Raw genomic sequence first — 18841 nt, forward strand, 5'->3', positions numbered from 1 at the left:
GTCGAATAAAACCATGCGGATCAAAAAGGAGGACTAAGCAATGACCAATGAAGAACTGGTCCGGCAGTCGCTGGAAAACCTGGGCGGCAAACAGAATGTCGTCTCTGCCACCAACTGCATGACCCGACTGCGGATCGAGGTCAAGGATGCAAGCAAGATCAACGAGGAAGCCATCAAGAAGATCGAGGGCGTCCTCGGGGTGGTGCACGACAGGCCCGGCTATGTGGAGATCGTGGTGGGCCCCGGCAAATGCCGCAAGTGCGCCGACATCTGCCGCAGCATGGGCATCCCCGCTGCGGGCAGTGCCGATACCAAAAACGACTGGCAGGCCAACAAGGCGGCTGTCAAGGCGGGTCAGAAGCAGAGCAAGGTCAAGAGTATGCTCAAGACCTTCGGAGACATCTTTGTGCCCCTGCTGCCTGGCGTCATCGCGGCCGGCCTGTGCTCGGGTCTGGCTACCCTGATGACCCAGGTGATGCCCAACTATGCCGAAAGCTCCTTCTGGAGCATCGTTTACAACCTTCTGGCCCTGATCAACGCCGCATTCCTGAGCTACCTGACGGCATGGGCTGGCTACCGGGCCGCCGAGAAGTTCGGCGCTACCCCCATCCTGGGCGGTATGCTGGGCATGATCACCGGCCTTGGCAACATCGACACGATCTCCCAGATCCTGGGTCTGTACGATGAAGTGCAGCCTCTGGATTCCATCCTGCGCGCCGGCCGCGGCGGCGTCCTGGCCGCTGTCATCGGCGTGTGGTGCCTGAGCTATGTGGAGAAGTTCATCCGCAAGTATATGCCCGAGTCGCTGGACATCATGTTCACCCCGCTGCTGACCCTCATCGTCTGCTCGGTGCCTTACATCCTGGTGGTCATGCCCATCACCGGCTACATCTCCACCGGCCTGTGCTGGATCGTGCAGCAGGTCTGCATGAGTGAGAGCCTCATCATGCGCATCGTGGCCGGCTACATCTCCACCGCCCTGTTCCTGCCCATGGTGGCCATGGGCATGCACCACGGCCTGGTGGCCCTGTACTCGGTACAGCTGGAAACGCTGGGCTATGTCACCCTGTACCCCGCGCTGGCCATGGCCGGTGCCGGCCAGGTGGGCGCGGCCATCGCCATCTACCTCAAGGCCAAGAAGGTGGGCAACACCCGGATGAAAGAAGTCATCACCGGCGCTCTGCCCGCAGGTATCCTGGGTGTTGGCGAGCCCCTGATCTACGGTGTCACCCTCCCCATGGGCCGTCCCTTCATCACGGCCGGTCTGGGCGCAGGCTTCGGCGGCGCCTTCGTCATGGCCATGCAGGTGGCTGCCACCACCTGGGGCCCCTCGGGTCTGCTGGCCATCTTCGTTATGACGGCCGGGCCTTCCGGCGCCACCCTCAGTGTGGGCTGCTATGTGGTGGGTCTGCTCATCAGCTATGTGATGGGCTTCCTGATCACCAACGCCATGATCAAGCCCGAGGAGGTTGCCGATGCCTGATTTTCTCGGACGGTCGGCTTACCTGACAGAGTTTGAGAAACAGAAAGCACCGCTTGCCGCCTGCCCGGCAGGCGGTGCGCCTGTTTTTATCTCACTGCATATCGGGGAAGAATTTGCCCCCGACTACCCCACCCGCGTGGGGGAAATGTGCGGCTGGCTGCGCCGGCAGGGCTGGCGCATCCTGGCGGATGTGTCCGAGGTGACGGCCCGGCAGCTGGGCTGCCGGGACATCGCGGAGCTGGCGCAGCGGCTGGGCCTGTGGGGCCTGCGCCTGGATGACGGCTTCACCCTGGAAGAGGCCTGCGCCCTGGCCGCCCGGATGCCGGTGGCGGTCAATGCCTCTACCACCACGGAGCAGCAGGCCAGGGTTCTGGCGGCGGCGGGACCGGATGTCATCGCCATCCACAACTTTTATCCCCGCCCTGAGACCGGCCTGGACCCCGATTTTCTCCGCGAGAGCACCCGGATGCTGCAGGCGGCCGGCATGAAGGTCTATGCCTTTATCCCGGGGGATGAAGGGCTGCGGGGGCCTCTCCACGCCGGATTGCCCACCCTGGAAGCCCACCGCGGGGCCGCCCCGCTGGCCGCCTTTGCCGACCTGGCGGTCAATTATGGAATGGACGGCATTTTTGCCGGTGACCCGGGCGTCAGCGCATACCAGCTGGGCCAGATCGCCCGCTTTTGCACCGAAGGGGTGCTGCCGGTGCCGGTCCGCCTCACAGCGGATTGGGAGGAGCTGTATGGAAAGGTGTTCACCTGCCGGCCGGATTCGCCCCGCTGGCTGGTCCGCTTCCAGGAGTCCCGGGCCTATGCCAAGGCCGGTCCGCCGGTGCAGCCGGACCGCTGTGAGGAGCGCAGGCGGGGGAGCATCACCATGGACAATTGCCTTTACGGCCGCTATTCCGGGGAGGTGCAGCTGATCCGCCAGGACCTGCCCGCCGATGAGAAAGTGAACGTCATCGGCCATATCCAGCCGGGGTATGAGCTGTTGATGGACTGCATCCGCAGGGGCAGCCGGTTCTGCATGGTAAAGGAGGACACCTGTGAACTATAAACTGTTGGCTCTGGATCTGGACGGCACCGCTCTTGGCGGCGACCCAGACCTGTTTGCGCCCGGTCTGGCCGAGGCGGCGGCAGGAGCGGCGGCAGGAGGGTGCACCGTGGTGGTGGCCACAGGCCGGCCTGCCGCCTGTCTGCCTGCAGCGATGGACCCCATGCCGGACTGGGTCGGATGGCTGATCCTCTGCGACGGAGCCGAAATACAGGACGCCCGGACCCGCGCCTGCCTTTGGCGCAGAGCCTTTTCCGCTGCCTCCCTGGCCTGTGTGGAACAGGCCGCAGCGCGCTGGGACCTCCCCGTTGAGTACATAGACCGCAGCAGCTGCTACCACCTGACAGCGGCTGCGCGGCGCTGGGTGGAGGCCTCGGGCCCAAGCGCGTTCCATAAGAATGTGGTGGCCCGGCATGGCCGCCTGCTGGACGCCCCGGCGGCCTCACTGGCCGGCCTGGACGTGCTGAAGATCAATATGCCCTTTGTCCCGCAGGAGCTGCGGCCGGGCTTTGCCGCTGCCGTCGGGGATGCGGCCCTCATCCTGGACTGCGGCCCCGGGGGCCTGGAACTGACCGCTCCCAGGGCAGGCAAGCTGGCTGCGGTGCAGGTCCTGGTCCGGACGCTGGGCCTTGGGATGAAGGATGTGATGGCCCTGGGGGACAGTGGCAACGACGCTGCCCTCCTGCAGGCCGCCGGACTGGGGGTGGCCATGGGCAACGGACAGGCGGAAGTCCTGGCAGCTGCCCACACCGTGACAGGCCGCAACACCGAAGGCGGCGCCGCAGACGCCATCCGCCGATTTCTGCTGAACGGCTGAAACCAAACACAAAGCACCCCCGCTTTTCCTTGTGGGAAAGCAGGGGCGCTTTTATTTATTGTGTGTGTTTGGTGCGGTAGAGCACCGTCAGCTGGCCGTCGATCTCGAGGACCCGGGCCTCCACCTGGTAGACCCTGCGGATGAAGGCGGGGGTCAGGAGGGCGCGGGGCGGGCCGCTGCCCACCAGGCGGCCGTCCTGGAGGGCGTACAGCCAGTCGCAGTAGGCCGCCGCGATGTTCAGATCGTGCAGGGCGGCCAGCACCGTTTTGCCCAGCCCCCGCACCAGGTCCATCATGCCCAGCTGATACTGGATGTCCAGGTGGTTGGTGGGCTCGTCCAGGATCAGGCAGGGGGTCTGCTGGGCCAGGGCCCGGGCCAGGATGACCCGCTGCTGTTCTCCGCCCGAAAGGCTGGAAAAGCTGCGCGTTTCAAACCCGGCCATTCCCACGGCGGCCAGCGCCCGGGCGGCGGTCTGCCTGTCCTGGGGCGTGTCCCGCTCCAGGGCGCGCTTGTGGGGCGCGCGTCCCATCCGAACCATCTCCTCCACCGTCAGATCAAAGGCGCAGGCGTTGTGCTGGGCCACTACGGCCAGCTTTTGGGCCCATTGGCGGGGGGAGCAGCTCTCCTGCGGACAGTCGTCCAGCAGCACGGCGCCCCCGGTGGGCCGGAGGGTGCGGTAGACGCACTTGAGCAGGGTGGATTTGCCGCTGCCGTTGGGCCCGATGATCCCCACGAACTGGCCCTTGTGGGCGGCCAGGTCGATGCCGTGAAGGATCTCCTTGCCGCCGGGCGCGGCTTTCAGTTCCCGGATCTCCAGCTTCATCAGGCGTTCCCTCCAAATCCGTACCGGCTGCGGGCCATCAGACACAAAAAGACCGGCGCCCCCAGCATGGAGGTCAGGATGCCCACCGGCAGCTCGTTGCCGGGCAGCACCACCCGGCACAGCACGTCGGCCCAGAGCAGGAACAGTCCCCCGGTCAGGGCTGTCAGGGGGATCAGCCGCCGGTGGCCGGCCCCGAACAGGATCCGCACCACATGGGGCGCCACCAGACCCACAAAACCGATGATCCCCGCCGCCCACACGGCCAGACCGGTCAGGAGGGCGGACACCGCCAGATAGATCATCCGCAGCCGGTGCAGGTCGGTCCCCAGGGTGATGGCGGCATCGTCTCCCAGCAACATCCGATCGAGGGTGCGGCTCTGGGTCAGGAAAAAGACGGCGCCCGCCAAAGCCGCCGGCACCAGCACCCCGTTGGAGGGCCAGCTGGCCGCGGCCATACTGCCCATGGTCCAGCGGGCCACCTGGCTGGCTGCGTGGTCTGCGTCGGCCTGGTAGATCAGGAAGTTGGAGAAGGCCCCGCACACCGCCGCCAGAGCAGACCCTGCCAAAAGCAGCTTGACCGTATTGGGACGGCCGCCGAGGCCTGCCAGGAACATCACCGCCCCGCAGGCGCCCAAAGCCCCTGCAAAGGCCATGCCGCCCACAAAACCGCCCCCGATGCCCAGCAGCAGGGCCAGAGAGGCTCCCAGGGACGCCCCCGAGGAAATGCCCAGCACATAGGGGTCGGCCAGGGGGTTCTGGACAATGGCCTGCATCACCGCCCCGCTGAGGGCCAGGCAGGTCCCTACCGCCGCCGCCAGCACCAGGCGGGGCAGGCGGATCAGCCAGACCACGTCGTGCAGGGGAGTGCCGGGGCCCCACCCCTCGGGGATGGGGACGCCGGCCAGACAGTGGGCCAGCTCATGCCGCAGGACGGTATAGACCTGTCCCAGCGGCAGGGAAGTGGTGCCCAGGCTCACCGCCGCCAAAAGGGACAGGGGCAAAGCCGCCCCCAGCACGGCCAGTGCGGCCAGGAAGGCCGGGCGGCTGCGCAGCCGGGCCATCAGGCTGCCTCCTCGCCATACATCCCGGCGGCAATGGTGCGGATGCCGTCCAGGGTGCGGGGGCCTGCGGCGTAGATGTCCCCCAGCATGACGGGGTACACCCGCCCCTGCTGCACGGCGGACAGGCTGGCCAGGGCGGGGTCTTCCCGGATGGCCGCCAGCTGGCTGGCGATCACCGTTTCGGGGTCATCGCCGGAGTAGGCCATATACACCACAAAGATCACGTCGGGGTCAGCCACCACCAGCGTCTCTTTGCTCATCTCGCTGCCCTCGGGCTGGACCAGCACGCCCCCCAGCTGGGTGACCATGTCGCCCGCCAGCGAGTTGGCGCCGTAGTTGGTGACGTTCCCGCCGATGGGTTCCACCACCGCCACCCGGACGGGGTCTTTGCCCTCCACGGCGGCCAGGGTGTCCGCCACCGCAGACTTCATCCCGTCCACCAGGGCCTGGGCCCGGTCCTCCACATCAAAGATCCGGCCCAGGCTGAGAATGTCGCTGTACTCGTTCTCCAGGGTGCGGGGATGGCCGCCGGCCCGGGTGTTGGTGTTGAGATAGGTGGCCACCCCCTTGACGTTCCAGCCGGTCACGTCGCCCAGCTTTTTCTCCCCGAACAGCGATCCCCAGGAGAGGATCAGATCGGGCTGCAGCAAAGTGACCGTCTCCTTGTCGGGGGCGAACACGTCCTCCTGGTAGTTCATCCGGGCAAAGCCGTCCTGCCATTCTTCCTTGACGGCATTGTCCAGCCCGTAGGAGGCGATGACGTGGTCCTCCAGGCCCAGGGCGATCATGGTCTCGATGGAGCCCTGGTACACCGCCACCACCCGCTGCGGGGCCTGGTAGTAGGTATAGGCGACTTCGTTGCCGGCGTAGTCGTAGTTGGTGATGGTCACAGGGTAGTGGCCCGTCTCCCGGGCGGCGGGGTCCGCCGGGGCCTGGGATGCGCCGGGGGCCGTGCTGCCGCAGCCGGCCAGCTGCAAAGCCAGGGCCAGGGCCGCAAGGGATGCCAAAAAGCGGGTGCGTTTCATACGTTCATGCTCCTTTCGCCTGCCGGTCCGCTGCCGCGCTGCAAAAAGAAAGCGCCCTCCTCACCCTGTGAGAAAGGCACTTGACAAAGCGTCTGCGAGGGGCCCGGCCCCTCCAAAAAACAGCGCACGACCAAAGCGCAGCGCGCACAACGGCCCTGCGCCATGATTTTCCGCGCCGGCGTTTGGTCCGTCCGCGGCGCGTCTCCTGCCTCCCCGCCGCCCCGGCAGGCAGCCGGGCGGCGCGCAGTATGAACCGCAGGGCAGGTCTTCCGGCTCGGGGATGGGGGCAGACATCTGCCCTGCGCGCCGGCCCGTCTTCCCACGTCATGGACGCAGTGACATCCTTGGCCGGAGCTCTCCCCCTACGGCGGCGGTCCCGCACAGGCTTTGCACCTGTTTCCCTATTCTCCCGGCCGGCCTCTGGCAAAAGGCCCCGGGCACCCTGCGGCGCTTTGTTATGCACAGAATAACACAAATGCAGCCGCAGCGCAAGAACAAAAGGCAGCGTCCGTCGCCTCTACCGTGCCCGCCGGTCGAAGGCGGCGTTCTGGTAGAAGGAGCGTTTGGCCTCGTACATACGCTGTTCGGCGGCCTGGAGCAGCGGCGCAAGGTCCCGGGCGGGGGCGGGCGTCCAGGCGACGCCGGCGGAGATGTAGTAGCCTTTGCGCTCCAGCTCCCGGGTGGCGGTCCGGGTGCGGCGGAGGATCTCCTCCCGGTCCCGGTCCACTGCAAAGATGACGAACTCGTCGCCGCCCACCCGATAGGACCACTGGGTGCCGAAGTCCTGCCGGATCTGCCGGGCTACCTCCTGCAGCATCCGGTCGCCGGTCTGGTGGCCCTGGGTGTTGTTCAGCTCGTGCAGGCCGTTGACGTCCACAAAGATGCAGCACAGTTCCCGGCGGCCCTCCTGCGCCAGGATGGGCAGGTCGTGCTGGTAGCGGTTGCGGTTGTACAGCCCGGTGAGGGCGTCCTCCCACCCCTGGCGCTCCATTTCCCGCGTCTCGCGCCGGATGTAATAGACCATCCAGCACAGGTAGAGCAGGAAGGCCGCGCCCTCCGCCGCCAGCATCCGGTCGAGCAGGCTGCGGACGTACTGCGCCCTTGCAAAGACCAGGTGCTCCGGCACCGACAGCGCCACCCGCCACTGGTTGACCGCGAGGGGGGTGTAGTAAAAATAGAGGTATTCGCCGGTGGTCTGGGAGCGAAAGACCACAAAGTTGCTCTCTCCGTTCACAAGGCCCTGGCGCAGCTGGGCGTCGTTGTAGCCTTCCGCCATCGGGCGGCTGCCCAACGCCCAGATGTTGCCGGGCTGCTGGCCGGTGTGCCAGGTATCCACCAGGAAGTCGCCGGTCGCGCCGTCGATGAGATAGACCGCCGTCTGGCCGCCGTAGGGCTGGTAGGGCAGCTCCTGCGCCAGCTCGCCCAGCTCGATCACCCCGCACAGCAGGGCCGCCGTCTGCCCCTGGCGGACCACCGGCACATAGTGGCGGACCACCGGGCTCTGACCGTCCAGGTCGGTCTCCCGGTCGGTGACGTGGGCCCCCCGGGCGGCCTCCTGCGCAAAGGAGAGCCGGCCCGCCGCGCTGACCTCCTCGCCGTCGGCGGTGACCACCCGGTCCCCGGGCAGCAGCAGTTCCAGCCGGGAAAAGAAGCTGCCGGTGTCCTGGTACAGCGCCAGATATTCCGCCGGAGCCTCCTCGCCCATCGCCAGGATCTCGGCCAGCAGGGTCAGCTTCTCCCGGTCGCTGTCCACCCGCTCCTCGATGCTGCGGGCCAGCTTGTCCGCTTCTTCGGCCAGGGAGGTAAAGCTGGCCTGTTCCTCCTGCCGGTTGACCTGTTCGGTGACCCAAAAGCTGGCGACGGCCACCCACAGCACCAGCACCATCGCCGCAGCCAGCGGCCTGCCCCAATGGACTCGGTCGTTTCGCATCCTGCATTCCCTCCGCCTGTTCGGTTTGCGTTTGTCGAGACTATTGTACACAGCCCGTGCGCCGGCTGTCAAGCGCTGCGGGCTGGAAGTTGCGCCCGGTCCGTTGTATACTATAAGAAAAACCAAAGGAGGACTCTTATGAAGATCATCGACGCCCATGTCCACCTGGTGCAGTGCATTGCCGGCACCGGTGCGGGAGGGGAACTGCGCAGCTGCGGCCAGGGCCGCGGGATGTACGCCGACGGCTCGGTCTGCCAGCTCCTGCCCGCCGCGTGGAATACCGATCAGGCCACCCCCGAGCGCATATTGCAGCTGATGGACGACCACAACGTGGAGCGCGCCGTGCTGCTGCAGGGCGGGTATCTGGGATTCCAGAACCTGTACAGCTGGCAGGCCCAGCAGAAATGGCCCGACCGCTTTCTGGCGGCGGGGGCCTACGACCCTTACAGCCGCAGCCGCGACGGCATCGTCCGGCGCCTGTTTGAGGAGCTGGGGCTGCGGGTGGTGAAATTCGAGGTGAGCACCGGCTCGGGTCTGATGGCAAACCACCCGGTCTTTCCCCTGGACGGGGAAGTGATGGAGCGGGAGGCCGCCTTCGCCCAGGAGCACGGCCTGGTCTTTGTCATCGACATCGGCAAGCTGGGCAGCCCCAGCAGCCAGATCCAGGCGCTGCGCCGCCTCATCCGGCGCCATGCCGGGATGAAGTTCGTGGTCTGCCACCTGCTGGCCCCCAAACAGAACGAGCTGGAAGAAATGTCCGCCGCTCTGGACAGTCTGGCCGGGCCCAATGTCTGGTTCGACCTGGCCTCTTTGCAGCACAACGTCCGCCCCGATGCGCCGCCCTACCCGGTGACGCGGCGCTTTGTGGCCCGCGCGGTGGAGCGAGTGGGGGCGGAGCGGCTGCTGTTCGGCACCGATACCCCCCAGAACCTGTGTTCGTTCCGCTACGAGGACCTGGTGGATACCATCGCCCAGGACCCCGGCCTTGCCGCCGAACAAAAGCAGGCCATCCTTTACCAGAACGCCCGAACCGTCTTTTGGGGAGAATGAGGCGGAGGGCGCGTTTTGCAATCGGCGACCCCTTCAATCTGGTGCTGCTGCTGGCGTCGGTGCTCTGCAACTACACCGCCGGCCTCCTGGTCACCGGCCGCAGGCGCAGGCTGTTTTTGGCGCTGGCGGTGGCGTTCAACCTGGGGCTGCTGGCCTTTTACAAGTATCTGGGGTTCTTTGCCGCAAACCTCAACGCCCTGCTGGGCGCGCAGCTGCCGGTGCCCCAGATCACACTGCCCATCGGCATCTCCTTTTTCACCTTCCAGGGCCTGTCGTACGTCATCGACGTCTACCGGGAGCCCGATTTGCAGACCAGCAGCTTTTTTGACGTGCTGCTGTATATCTGCCTGTTCCCCCAGCTGGTGGCGGGCCCCATCGTCAAATACCGCGACATCGCCCGGGAGATCCGGGTGCGCCGCGCCACATTGCCCGAGACGGCCCAGGGCCTGCGCCGCTTCGTGCTGGGCCTGAGCAAGAAGCTGCTGATCGCGGACACCATGGCGGGGGTGGCCGACACCGTCTTTGGCCTGGACGCGGCTTTTCTGGATATCCGGCTGGCCTGGCTGGGGGCGGTGGCCTATACGTTGCAGATCTACTTCGATTTCAGCGGATACAGCGACATGGCCATCGGGATGGGGTGGATATTCGGGTTCCACTTCAAGGAAAACTTCGACCATCCCTATGCCAGCACCTCGGTCAAGATGTTCTGGCGGCGGTGGCATATCTCCCTGTCCAGCTGGTTCCGGGATTACCTTTACATCCCCCTGGGGGGCAACCGCCGGGGCCGGTGGCGCACCTACGCCAACAAACTGCTGGTGTTCTTCTGCACCGGCCTGTGGCACGGCGCCAACTGGACCTATGTGGTCTGGGGCCTGTGGCACGGGGCGTTTCTGGTGGCGGAGGACCGCCTGCTGCCGGTGCAGCGGCTGGGCCGCCGCTGGCGCTGGGTGGGGTGGCTGTACACCCTGCTGGTGGCGGTGGTGGGCTTTGTGTTCTTCCGGGCCGCCAGCCTGGAACAGGCGGGCGCCATCATCGGGCGGATGTTCACCGGCTTCACCTTTACGGCCCAGAGCAGCGCCGCCCTGGCCGGCCTGATCGACCCGCTGCACCTGGCGGTGCTGGCCCTGGGCTGCGTGGTCAGCCTGCCCGTGCTGGACAAGCTCCGCGCCCTGGCGGCAAAGCATCCTGTGCTGGAGCGCCTGTCCTATCCGGCGACGCTGGCCCTGTACGGGCTGGACGTGATGCACCTGGCGGCGGCCAGCTTCGTGCCCTTCATCTATTTCCAGTTTTAAAGGAGGCGCCCCATGAAACGCAGTGCAAAGCCGGGCCTTGCGGCCTTCATCGGCCTGTTTCTGGCGCTCAGCATCCTGCCCAGCGCCGGGATGCTGGCGGCGCCCACCACCCGGGCTGTGGGCAACGAGCAGCTGGCCCTGTGGCCCCAGCTCCACACCGCCGACGGCGGCTGGAACCGGGCGTATCTGAGCGAAGTCTCGGACTACCTGGCCGACCACATCGCCTTCCGGCATTCGTTTGCCACCCTCTATGCCCGGCTGTGCAGCGGGGTGTTCGGCACCCTGCCCGGGGAGGACGTGGTGCTGGGCCGCGAGGGCTGGCTGTACTACGCCGAGACCCTCCCCGACTACCAGGGCACCGCCCAGCTGACCCCGCGCCAGTGCTGGGCCGCAGCCCGCGCCCTGGCCCTCATCCAGGAATACTGCCAGGGGCAGGGGGTGGACTTTGTGTTCACCATCGCGCCCAACAAGAACAGCATCTATCCCCAGTATATGCCCGCGCGCTACCGCCCCGCTGCCTCTCCCGGCAACGCCAGCCGTCTGGCGGACTGCCTGCGGCAGCAGGGGGTGGCCTATGTGGACCTGTTTTCGGTGCTGCGGCAGGAGGCCGGGCAGACCCAGCTCTACTTTGCCTGGGACAGCCACTGGAATAACCTCGGCGCGGCCCTGGCAGCCGACGCCCTGGCCGATGCGCTGGGCCGGGGTCCGGAGGATGACAGGGGCGGGTACAGCCTCCAGCCGTCCCACCTGGGGGACCTGTATGCCATGGCCTATCCGGCCGGGACCGAGCTGGAGCCGGACGCCGTCTTTGAAAAGGAATTTACCTTCACCTATCCCAACGGCCTGCGCTCGGCGGAGGATATCACCATCCGCACCCAGAACCCCGATGCCGGCGGCAGCCTGCTGCTGTTCCGGGATTCCTTCGGCAATGCGCTGTATCCCTTCCTGGCGCAGCGCTATGGCGCGGCCTGCATCTCCCGGGCCATGCCCTACAACCTGACCTATCTGGAACGGGAACAGGCCGACACCCTGGCAATCGAGCTGGTGGAGCGCAACCTGCGCTGGCTGGTGGAGCGTCCTACCCTGATGCCCGCCCCGGTGCGGCAGGTGGACCAGAGCTGGCAGCCGGGGGACTTTGCCGCATCCGCCGTCTGTACCGAGGCCGCCGGCCTGGAGGGCTATGTCGAGGTGACCGGCAGCATCCGGTGCCCGGGCCTCGACCCCGACAGCCCCATCTATCTCCAGGGAGCCGACGGCCTGGTCTACGAGGCCACCCCCGCCGGGGAAGGGGAGGAGCCCTTCACCCTCTATCTGCCCGCCGCTGCAGCGGACGGCAGGCTGGAACTGGCCGTCCGGGCCGGCGGCGTCTGGCAGGCCGCCCCCCTGGATCTCACACGATAGCAAGACAGAAAGGAAACCAAAACCATGCGCAAACGCAATCCCATCGCCGCAGTCCTGATCCTGGCCTGCGCCCTCAGCGCCTGCGGAGGAGCCGCCGGCACTGCGGCCTCCCCGGCCCCGAGCGCCGCCCCTTCGGCTGTGTCCGCCGCGCCTTCGTCCGAGGCGGAGCCGGCGGCCGAGAACGACGCATCTTCGTCCGAAGCGGAACCGGCAGCCGAGAGCGCCGCACCTTCGTCCGAAGCGGAGCCGGCAGCCGAGAGCGCCGCACCTTCGTCCGAAGCGGAGCCGGCAGCCGAGAGCGCCGCTCCTTCGTCCGAGGCAGAACCGGCAGCCGAGAGCGCCGCATCTTCGTCCGAAGCAGAACCGGCTCCCGCCCCGGCGGCTTCCGCTCCGAGCGAGGCCGCTCCGGCCCCTGCCCCGGCGGCTTCCGTCCCGGCGGCGGACCCCAAGCAGACCGCCCTGAGCTATGTGGGCCGCAGCGCCGCCGAACTGGCGGCTGCCATCGGCCAGCCCAACTCCACCGAGTACGCCTCCAGCTGCATCGGAGACGGGGAGGACGGCATCTGGTATTATGACGGCTTCACCGTCTACACCTATCGGGGCACCGACGGCTCCGAGCGGGTGGAAGACGTCTTTTGATCATGCGGGGCAAACGCAAACGGTGGCTGCTCCTGCTGCTGGCGGTGCTCATCGCGGCGGCAGGAGCGCTGTTGCTGCACCGGGGCAGGCCCCGCTTTGACCCGGACGCCCAGCTCACCGTAACACGCCAGGAGGACGGCTGGCGGCTGGCCTGGCCCCAGGTGCAGGGGGCCGAACGCTACCAGGTCCAGGCGGAAAGCCAGGGCCAGACCCTGCTGGAACAGACGGTGGACCAGCCCGGCTGCACCCTGCCCGCCGTGCAGGACGGGCGGGTGCGCATCCGCATCCGGCCGCTGAACGCCCGGGGCCGGGGCGCGGCCCGCACCTGGCAGGTGGAGGACGCCGGCGCCATCCCCTGGCCCAGCCTGACCGGCTTTGAGGCCAGGGCAAACGACGACGCCTGCGCCATCGACTTTGCCTGGCAGGGCGAGGGGGCCGACCGCTATCTGCTCTACCGTCTGGGCGAGGACGGCACGGTCATGGAACGTCCGATGCCCACCTATACCATGTATCTGGGACAGGAGGGGCAGATGCCCCTGCCCGCCTATGGTCAGCAGATCCAGTTTGCCGGCAGCCTGGGCCGCCTGCAGGGGGATATCCTGTTCTGCTGCTCCGTGTCTGCGCCGCACACCTTTGTGCGGGAGGACTTCCTGGGCACCGAGATCCACCTGAACGCCGTCCAGCAGGAGGACAACTGCTACACCTTCCGCTGGAACGAGGCCAAGGGCAGCGGCTACATCCTGCAATACCAGACCGGCCAGACCCGGCAGTGGACCGACCTGGCCCGGGTGCAGCCCGCCGAACAGCCCAGCTGCCAGGTCAAGCTGCGCAGCGGCACCGATTACAGCCTGCGCGTGGTGGCGGAGGGGGCGGCGTCCCGGTCCGAGCCCATCCGGCTGACCACCGGCCTTTCCACCCTCTACGCCACCGTGTGGCCCATCCAGGACCTGGAGGTGTACGCCGATACCGGCCGCCAGCAGGTGATGGGCACTTTGCCGGCTGTCTGTGCCTGCTGCGTGCTGGAGGAAACGGAGGGCCTGTTCCGGGTCCGCACCCCGGAAGGGGAGGGCTACATCGACGCCGATCTCTGCCTCATCAATCTGCCGGATTACATCGGGGAATTGTGCTTGTACGATATCACGAACAGTTATGACTCCCGGTATATGGTCCACGGCTACGGCATCCCCGAGATCACCGGCACCGTGATCGTGGGGTATGAAAACGTCTGCCTGGCGCAGGGGGAGTACCTGGCGCCTCTGCTCTACCCTTCGGCGCAGAAGCTGGCCCAGGCCGCCCAGGCGGCGCTGGAGGACGGCTACCGGCTCAAGATCTACGATGCCTACCGGCCGCGGCAGGCCACCCTGGAGCTCTACCGCATCACCGGCGAGCACCTGCAGGACCCCATCCCCGAGCAGACCTACACCGGCCAGCCTGTGGACGACCTGCCCGAGGGCATCCCGCTGCTGCATGAACTGCTGGCCGGGCAGGAGGCAGACCCGGCCGGGGCGGACAGCGCCGCGCCTGCGCCGTCCGATGCGACCAACGGCTGGCTGCTGGACTGGGCCGTGGGCGGCGAGACGTCCGCCGGCAGCGAGGCGGCCTCCTCGGAGGCGGCTGCGTCCAGCGAGGCCGTGCCGCCGCCCGTGCCGGAGGAAGCTGCGCCGCAGCCCGACGCCCCCGCCGAAACGCCCCCGCAGCCCGAGAGCTACCTGACCTATTACCAGCTGATGACCGGCGGGCGCTACCATCTGGGCAGCTTCCTGGCGCGGAACGGCTCCACCCACAATCTGGGCATTGCCATGGATCTGACGCTGGTGGATGCGGACACCGGGGAAGAGCTGCAAATGCAGACCGCCATGCACGATCTGAGCTGCTACGCGGTGCTGGCCCGGAACAACCAAGCCGCCGAGCTGCTGGCGGATTATATGATGGGGGCGGGCTTTGCGCCCCTGACCAGCGAGTGGTGGCATTTCCAGGACGACGACACCCGGGACGCGCTGGGCCTGGAAGTGTACCAGGAAAAGGGGGTCAGCCTGGAGGGCTGGCGCCGGGACCTGGAGGGCTGGTATTACTGCGGCAGCGACGGTAGCCGGCTGTCCGGTCCGGCCGCCGATACCGACGGCGGGAACTGAACATGGGCCATGGCACGGCGCGGCGATTTGTGGTATACTGATGGGCAAAGACCGTTTCGTGCAAAAGGAGGCAATACCGATGCAGGAATATCACTTTTATGGGTGGCAGCAGGCGGATGTGCCTGCGGCCGGCGGGGCGTACCCGGGCATCCGCACCCCGCGGGACCTCTACGACAAGCTGCGTGGGATCTGGTGCGCCGAGACCTGTGCGCCCCGGCTGCGGGACGGCTGGTCGCCGGCGAATCCCACCCTGGGCCAGTGCTCCATCACGGCCTTTCTGGCGCAGGACATCTTCGGCGGGCAGGTGTATGGCATCCGCCGCCCCGACGGCAACTACCACTGCTACAATGTGGTGGACGGCCATGTCTTTGACCTGACCAGCGAGCAGTTCGGCGGCGAGAAGCTGTGCTACGAGGGCAACCCGGAGCAGTCCCGGCAGGTGCATTTTGCCAAAGAGGAAAAGCACCAGCGCTATCTGCTGCTGTGCCGGCGCCTGCGGGAAGAATGCGGCGGGGAGGGCTGAACCATGGACCGTCTGGAAGCCTTTGAAGCCATGCTGGCCGGCCTGCAGAAACAGGCCGCCTATGAGAAAGAACAGATGGAAAAGCTGAAGGCGGCCGGCAAAGAGAAGTCGGCCACCTACCGCCAGTACCTGGGCAACCGCCTGGTATACAACCAGATCTTTGGGTGGTATCAGCAATACGGCCTGCTGGACGGCTCCGGCCGGCCGTAAGAGAAGCGTTTCCTCTCCGGCGTGCGGCGCCGGAAAAAGAAAAGGCCCCCGCTCGGAGCACAGCGCACGCTCCAGGCGGGGGTTTTGTGCTGTCTGGTCAGTCTGCGGCTAGCCGGGCTGCGGCCAGCCGGGCTTCGGTCAGCTGTTCTTTTGTGTAGTCCATGGGGGCCTCCCAAAACGCTGCGGGCCAATGTCATGCTTCATCGTCTGCGCCGTCCTCCTCGCCGCTGTCGGGGGGAGAAGTCAGGTTGCCGTCGCTGTCCAGCCACACCTGGAAGAACTGGTCCTCTGCGCCGTCCACCTTGTAGATCAGGCTGACGGTCCGGCCCAGATCGATCAGGACGGTGTCCAGCGTGCCGGTGACGTCCAGCCGGGCGCGGCGGGTCAGCCAGCGGCCATCGTCCAGGCGCTCCTTCTGGAGGCGCAGCCAGTCGGGGTCGATCTTGGAAATGGCCGCCTCGTTCATCCGGAACACCAGGTCCACCGGATACTTCCGCCGCACCTTATAGTGCAGGGTGCAGTAAGGGCAGTTGCGCTCATAGTCGGTGGGCTGGCAGCGGAACAGTTTATAGAACTGCCGCAGCCGCTTGGGGTCGGTGACGATGCAGGAGATGACGCGCATCTTCTCGTCCGCGTCCTCCTGCGGGCCCTGGCCGTCCTGCAGATCGCCGTCCGCGGTGGGATCGATCCAGTGGTACTCCATCTGTTCCAGGCTGGCCCCGGCCAGGATCTCCTGCTGCAAGGTCAGGAATTCGTAGTCCCCGGGCACCAGGGCCAGACCCTTCTGCACCGCTTCCAGGGCCTGCGTCTTGCAGCCGTCGTGCGCCCGCAGCTTGCCCAAAAGCAGCCAGGTCCAGGGATAGCCGGGGTCTTTCAGGGCGCCTGTCTCGGCATAGCGGCGGGCCTCCGACAGCCGGCCGCAGTAGACCAGCGCACAGGCATAGCGGTAGTACCACATCCCGCAGCCGGCGGCGTCGGCCGCAGCCTCCGAGTCGGGCATCCACATGGCGGCCTGGTAGTAATATTCATAGGTGTCGGTGTTGTTGCACGCATAGCAGAACCAAAGGGCCAGCTGGAGATCCTGCCGGGCCTGCACTTCGGTAAAGCGGCCTTCCTCGATCCCGCGCTGGATCAACTCGTACAGGTGGTGCAGCATCTTGTAGAAATAGCCGTAGGTTCCTTCATGGCAGGACCGCAAAAAGTCGATGTCCTCCCGGGTCAGGATGGAGCCGGTGTCGGGGTCCAGCTGCGGGGGAGGCGGGGTGACGCAGCCGTCGATCATCTCCCGCAGCTCGCTGACGGTGTTGACGCTGGGGTCGTCCCCGGGATGCAGGGCCAAAGCCCGTTCGAGGTACGGCCGCGCCGCGTCCCCCATGTCGAGGTAGTAGTAGGCGTAGCCCATCCGGAAATTCCAGCTGTACGTATCCTGCAGCTGGCTGCGGTGGGGCTCCATCCGGTGGATGGCCCGCCACAGCAGGTCGCGCGCATTGACCTTGCCCGGGTCGGCCAGGTTGTTGTAGGCCCGGGCCAGCTCCATGTCGGTCTCAGCGGTGCGCTGGCTGTCCGGCAGGGCTTCCAGGGTGTTGACGATGGCGTTGTGTTTGTCTTGTTCGTGCCACGCCTGGCACTGCTCCAGTACGGTCATACGGATTCCTCCTCTTGGTTTTGGGGCGTATCTGTCTCTATGGTACAGGAACAGGGCTCGAAATGCAAGAGGTTTTGGATAAACTGCGCAAAAAAAGCGGGAGGGGCGGTTTTTCACAAAAAAATCACAAAAAAGGCCGGACGACCCCGCCCGTTTGTGTTACGATAGAGGCGGATCGGAAGGAGGAGGTTTGGGATATGGATCGATCGCTGCGAAAGACAGCCGACGCCATCGTCCGGGCCGGTATCGAGGCGGTCCTGCCCGATGCGGCGGTGGCTCGGGCATTGGAGCGGTTCGACCCCGGCGGCGGCCGGGTGGTGCTGGTGGCCGCAGGCAAGGCCGCCTGGCAGATGGCCCGCGCCGCCCTGGACTGTCTGGGCCATGTGGATGCGGGCATCGTCATTACCAAGTACGGCCATGTCAGGGGGGAACTGCCCGGGGTGGTCTGCTGTGAGGCGGGGCACCCCGTGCCCGACCAGGCCGGCTTTGACGCCACCCGGCGGGCGCTGGCGCTGGTGCAGGGCCTTGCGGCCCGGGACCGGGTGCTGTTTTTGCTTTCGGGCGGGGGCAGCGCCCTGCTGGAACAGCCCCTTCTGCCCGCCGGCCAGCTGCAGGATATCACCCGGCAGCTTCTGGCCTGCGGGGCGGATATCGTGGAGATCAACACCATCCGCAAGCGTCTGTCCGCCGTCAAGGGCGGGCGGTTCGCGCTGGCCTGCGCCCCAGCCCGGGTGTTCAGCGTGGTGCTCAGCGATATTTTGGGCGACCCTCTGGACATGATCGCCTCGGGGCCGGCCTGTCCCGACCGCTCCACCTGCGCCGAGGCCGCGGCCATCGCCGCAAAGTATGCGCTGCGCCTTTCGCCCCAGGCCCGGGCCCTGCTGGCCCGGGAGACCCCCAAGTCCCTGGACAACGTCACCACCTGCATCACCGGCAGCGTGCGGCAGCTGTGCCGGGCCGCCGCCTCGGCCTGTGAGGCCCGGGGGTATCAGCCGGTCCTGCTCACCGACTGCCTCTCCTGCGAGGCCCGGGAGGCGGGACGGTTCCTGGGGGCCATGGCCCGCACCCACGCCGGGCAGGGCAAGCGGCTGGCTTTTCTGGCCGGCGGGGAGACGGTGGTGCATCTGACCGGCCATGGCCTGGGAGGCCGCAATCAGGAGATCGCGCTGGCGGCCGCGCCCGGGCTGGCCGGGCTGCGGGCGGCCGTATTCAGCGTGGGGTCGGACGGCACCGACGGCCCCACCGACGCCGCCGGCGGCTATGCGGACGGCTCCACCCTGGCGGCGCTGGCCGCGCAGGGCTGGCAGGTGGACGCCGCCCTCCGGGACAACGACGCATACCACGCCTTACAGGCGGTGGACGGCCTGCTCTACACCGGCCCCACCGGCACCAACGTCAACGACCTCTCCGCCCTCCTCATCGACGGATAAAACACAAAGGCCCCGCCCCTTTTGCAAGGGCAGGGCTTTTTTGTGTGGGTCAGAGGCCGAGGAGGTAGGTGAGGGGGGGTGAGGTCGCCTTTAATAACTACCTTGCCATTAGTAAAATCAGATTCTGTAAAACTTTCGCTTTGTGTTAACTCTTCCCGGAGCGTAGTACTGATACCTTCAGGGCAATGAATGGTGAGCTCGTTAGGTGGATCAGTGTCAAAAATGACGCCCTCAAATGCATCCTCTCCAATCTCTGGGGCAACAGCACTATAAAAGTATACAAAATGAAAGGGTTTGTTTTCCGATTTTTGCAAACTTAGTATACAGGA

Annotated in this window: 16 protein-coding genes and 1 riboswitch; of the genes, 11 read left to right on the forward strand and 5 right to left on the reverse strand. The window is 66.6% G+C overall.

Features of this window, described 5'->3' with window-relative positions:
• Positions 1-40 precede the first annotated feature (40 nt).
• The 3 genes from B5G12_RS07260 to B5G12_RS07270 are packed head-to-tail and all read left to right on the forward strand — an operon-like array spanning position 41 to position 3351.
• Positions 41-1483 (forward strand): PTS transporter subunit EIIC, encoded by a 1443-nt coding sequence (locus B5G12_RS07260; RefSeq protein WP_087324433.1) that lies wholly within the window; start codon positions 41-43, stop codon positions 1481-1483.
• On the forward strand, positions 1476-2537 hold the full coding sequence (locus B5G12_RS07265; RefSeq protein WP_087324434.1) for a MupG family TIM beta-alpha barrel fold protein: 1062 nt from the start codon (positions 1476-1478) through the stop codon (positions 2535-2537). Before B5G12_RS07260 ends, B5G12_RS07265 begins: the two co-directional genes overlap by 8 nt.
• Positions 2527-3351 carry an HAD hydrolase family protein gene (locus tag B5G12_RS07270; protein ID WP_087324435.1) on the forward strand — a complete coding sequence of 275 codons (825 nt, stop codon included), beginning with the start codon at positions 2527-2529 and terminating at the stop codon, positions 3349-3351. Before B5G12_RS07265 ends, B5G12_RS07270 begins: the two co-directional genes overlap by 11 nt.
• Positions 3352-3406: 55 nt before the next feature.
• On the opposite strand, the gene B5G12_RS07275 is transcribed toward B5G12_RS07270, so the two are convergent.
• From B5G12_RS07275 to B5G12_RS07290, 4 genes are all read right to left on the reverse strand, one after another.
• Positions 3407-4174 carry an ABC transporter ATP-binding protein gene (locus B5G12_RS07275; protein ID WP_087228208.1) on the reverse strand — a complete coding sequence of 256 codons (768 nt, stop codon included), beginning with the start codon at positions 4172-4174 and terminating at the stop codon, positions 3407-3409.
• The gene (locus B5G12_RS07280) at positions 4174-5235 is read right to left on the reverse strand and encodes a FecCD family ABC transporter permease (RefSeq protein WP_087324436.1); all 1062 of its coding nucleotides are present in this window, start codon (positions 5233-5235) and stop codon (positions 4174-4176) included. The genes B5G12_RS07275 and B5G12_RS07280 overlap by 1 nt, the downstream gene beginning before the upstream one ends.
• Positions 5235-6260, reverse strand: a complete 1026-nt coding sequence (locus B5G12_RS07285; RefSeq protein WP_087324437.1) for an ABC transporter substrate-binding protein — start codon at positions 6258-6260, stop codon at positions 5235-5237. Before B5G12_RS07285 ends, B5G12_RS07280 begins: the two co-directional genes overlap by 1 nt.
• A 242-nt stretch (positions 6261-6502) precedes the next feature.
• A riboswitch (cobalamin riboswitch) is annotated at positions 6503-6720 on the reverse strand.
• A 57-nt stretch (positions 6721-6777) separates the two neighbouring features.
• Positions 6778-8190: a GGDEF domain-containing protein gene (locus tag B5G12_RS07290; RefSeq protein ID WP_144064115.1), complete on the reverse strand. Its 1413-nt coding sequence runs from the start codon at positions 8188-8190 to the stop codon at positions 6778-6780.
• A 138-nt stretch (positions 8191-8328) separates the two neighbouring features.
• Here B5G12_RS07290 and B5G12_RS07295 point away from each other — a divergent pair, with 138 nt between their 5' ends.
• The 7 genes from B5G12_RS07295 (at position 8329) to B5G12_RS07325 (ending at position 15437) form a co-directional block, all read left to right on the forward strand.
• Positions 8329-9240 carry an amidohydrolase family protein gene (locus B5G12_RS07295; RefSeq protein ID WP_087324439.1) on the forward strand — a complete coding sequence of 304 codons (912 nt, stop codon included), beginning with the start codon at positions 8329-8331 and terminating at the stop codon, positions 9238-9240.
• Positions 9237-10532 (forward strand): MBOAT family O-acyltransferase, encoded by a 1296-nt coding sequence (locus B5G12_RS07300; protein ID WP_087324440.1) that lies wholly within the window; start codon positions 9237-9239, stop codon positions 10530-10532. Before B5G12_RS07295 ends, B5G12_RS07300 begins: the two co-directional genes overlap by 4 nt.
• A 12-nt stretch (positions 10533-10544) precedes the next feature.
• A complete protein-coding gene (locus tag B5G12_RS07305) occupies positions 10545-11933 on the forward strand; it encodes an alginate O-acetyltransferase AlgX-related protein (RefSeq protein ID WP_087324441.1) in 1389 nt (462 codons plus the stop codon).
• Between the two features lie 24 nt (positions 11934-11957).
• Positions 11958-12572, forward strand: coding sequence for a hypothetical protein (locus B5G12_RS07310; protein ID WP_087324442.1), 615 nt, complete (start codon positions 11958-11960; stop codon positions 12570-12572).
• Between the two features lie 2 nt (positions 12573-12574).
• Positions 12575-14704 (forward strand): M15 family metallopeptidase, encoded by a 2130-nt coding sequence (locus B5G12_RS07315; protein ID WP_144064116.1) that lies wholly within the window; start codon positions 12575-12577, stop codon positions 14702-14704.
• A 79-nt stretch (positions 14705-14783) separates the two neighbouring features.
• Entirely contained in the window at positions 14784-15227 is a 444-nt protein-coding gene (locus tag B5G12_RS07320; RefSeq protein ID WP_087228199.1) for a YunG family protein, read from the forward strand.
• Positions 15228-15230: 3 nt separating this feature from the next.
• Entirely contained in the window at positions 15231-15437 is a 207-nt protein-coding gene (locus B5G12_RS07325) for a hypothetical protein (RefSeq protein WP_087228198.1), read from the forward strand.
• Between the two features lie 193 nt (positions 15438-15630).
• Here the strand turns inward: B5G12_RS07325 and B5G12_RS07330 are convergent, their stop codons facing one another.
• Positions 15631-17082: a hypothetical protein gene (locus B5G12_RS07330; RefSeq protein WP_087324444.1), complete on the reverse strand. Its 1452-nt coding sequence runs from the start codon at positions 17080-17082 to the stop codon at positions 15631-15633.
• Between the two features lie 197 nt (positions 17083-17279).
• Between B5G12_RS07330 and B5G12_RS07335 the strand changes: the two genes are divergently transcribed.
• Entirely contained in the window at positions 17280-18512 is a 1233-nt protein-coding gene (locus B5G12_RS07335) for a glycerate kinase type-2 family protein (RefSeq protein WP_087324445.1), read from the forward strand.
• Positions 18513-18841: the final 329 nt, after the last annotated feature.

This window comes from Faecalibacterium sp. An58, from assembly GCF_002161515.1.
Lineage (GTDB): Bacteria > Bacillota > Clostridia > Oscillospirales > Ruminococcaceae > Faecalibacterium > Faecalibacterium avium.

What these genes read in the sequence shown, in the direction of transcription:
- B5G12_RS07260 (WP_087324433.1), top strand. Translation starts at nt 41, where the DNA reads ATGACCAATGAAGAACTGGTCCGGCAGTCGCTGGAAAACCTGGGCGGC.
- B5G12_RS07330 (WP_087324444.1), bottom strand. Translation starts at nt 17,082, where the DNA reads ATGACCGTACTGGAGCAGTGCCAGGCGTGGCACGAACAAGACAAACAC.
- B5G12_RS07265 (WP_087324434.1), top strand. Translation starts at nt 1,476, where the DNA reads ATGCCTGATTTTCTCGGACGGTCGGCTTACCTGACAGAGTTTGAGAAA.
- B5G12_RS07305 (WP_087324441.1), top strand. Translation starts at nt 10,545, where the DNA reads ATGAAACGCAGTGCAAAGCCGGGCCTTGCGGCCTTCATCGGCCTGTTT.
- B5G12_RS07295 (WP_087324439.1), top strand. Translation starts at nt 8,329, where the DNA reads ATGAAGATCATCGACGCCCATGTCCACCTGGTGCAGTGCATTGCCGGC.
- B5G12_RS07290 (WP_144064115.1), bottom strand. Translation starts at nt 8,190, where the DNA reads ATGCGAAACGACCGAGTCCATTGGGGCAGGCCGCTGGCTGCGGCGATG.
- B5G12_RS07320 (WP_087228199.1), top strand. Translation starts at nt 14,784, where the DNA reads ATGCAGGAATATCACTTTTATGGGTGGCAGCAGGCGGATGTGCCTGCG.
- B5G12_RS07285 (WP_087324437.1), bottom strand. Translation starts at nt 6,260, where the DNA reads ATGAAACGCACCCGCTTTTTGGCATCCCTTGCGGCCCTGGCCCTGGCT.
- B5G12_RS07275 (WP_087228208.1), bottom strand. Translation starts at nt 4,174, where the DNA reads ATGAAGCTGGAGATCCGGGAACTGAAAGCCGCGCCCGGCGGCAAGGAG.
- B5G12_RS07335 (WP_087324445.1), top strand. Translation starts at nt 17,280, where the DNA reads ATGGATCGATCGCTGCGAAAGACAGCCGACGCCATCGTCCGGGCCGGT.
- B5G12_RS07280 (WP_087324436.1), bottom strand. Translation starts at nt 5,235, where the DNA reads ATGGCCCGGCTGCGCAGCCGCCCGGCCTTCCTGGCCGCACTGGCCGTG.
- B5G12_RS07310 (WP_087324442.1), top strand. Translation starts at nt 11,958, where the DNA reads ATGCGCAAACGCAATCCCATCGCCGCAGTCCTGATCCTGGCCTGCGCC.
- B5G12_RS07300 (WP_087324440.1), top strand. Translation starts at nt 9,237, where the DNA reads ATGAGGCGGAGGGCGCGTTTTGCAATCGGCGACCCCTTCAATCTGGTG.
- B5G12_RS07325 (WP_087228198.1), top strand. Translation starts at nt 15,231, where the DNA reads ATGGACCGTCTGGAAGCCTTTGAAGCCATGCTGGCCGGCCTGCAGAAA.
- B5G12_RS07315 (WP_144064116.1), top strand. Translation starts at nt 12,575, where the DNA reads ATGCGGGGCAAACGCAAACGGTGGCTGCTCCTGCTGCTGGCGGTGCTC.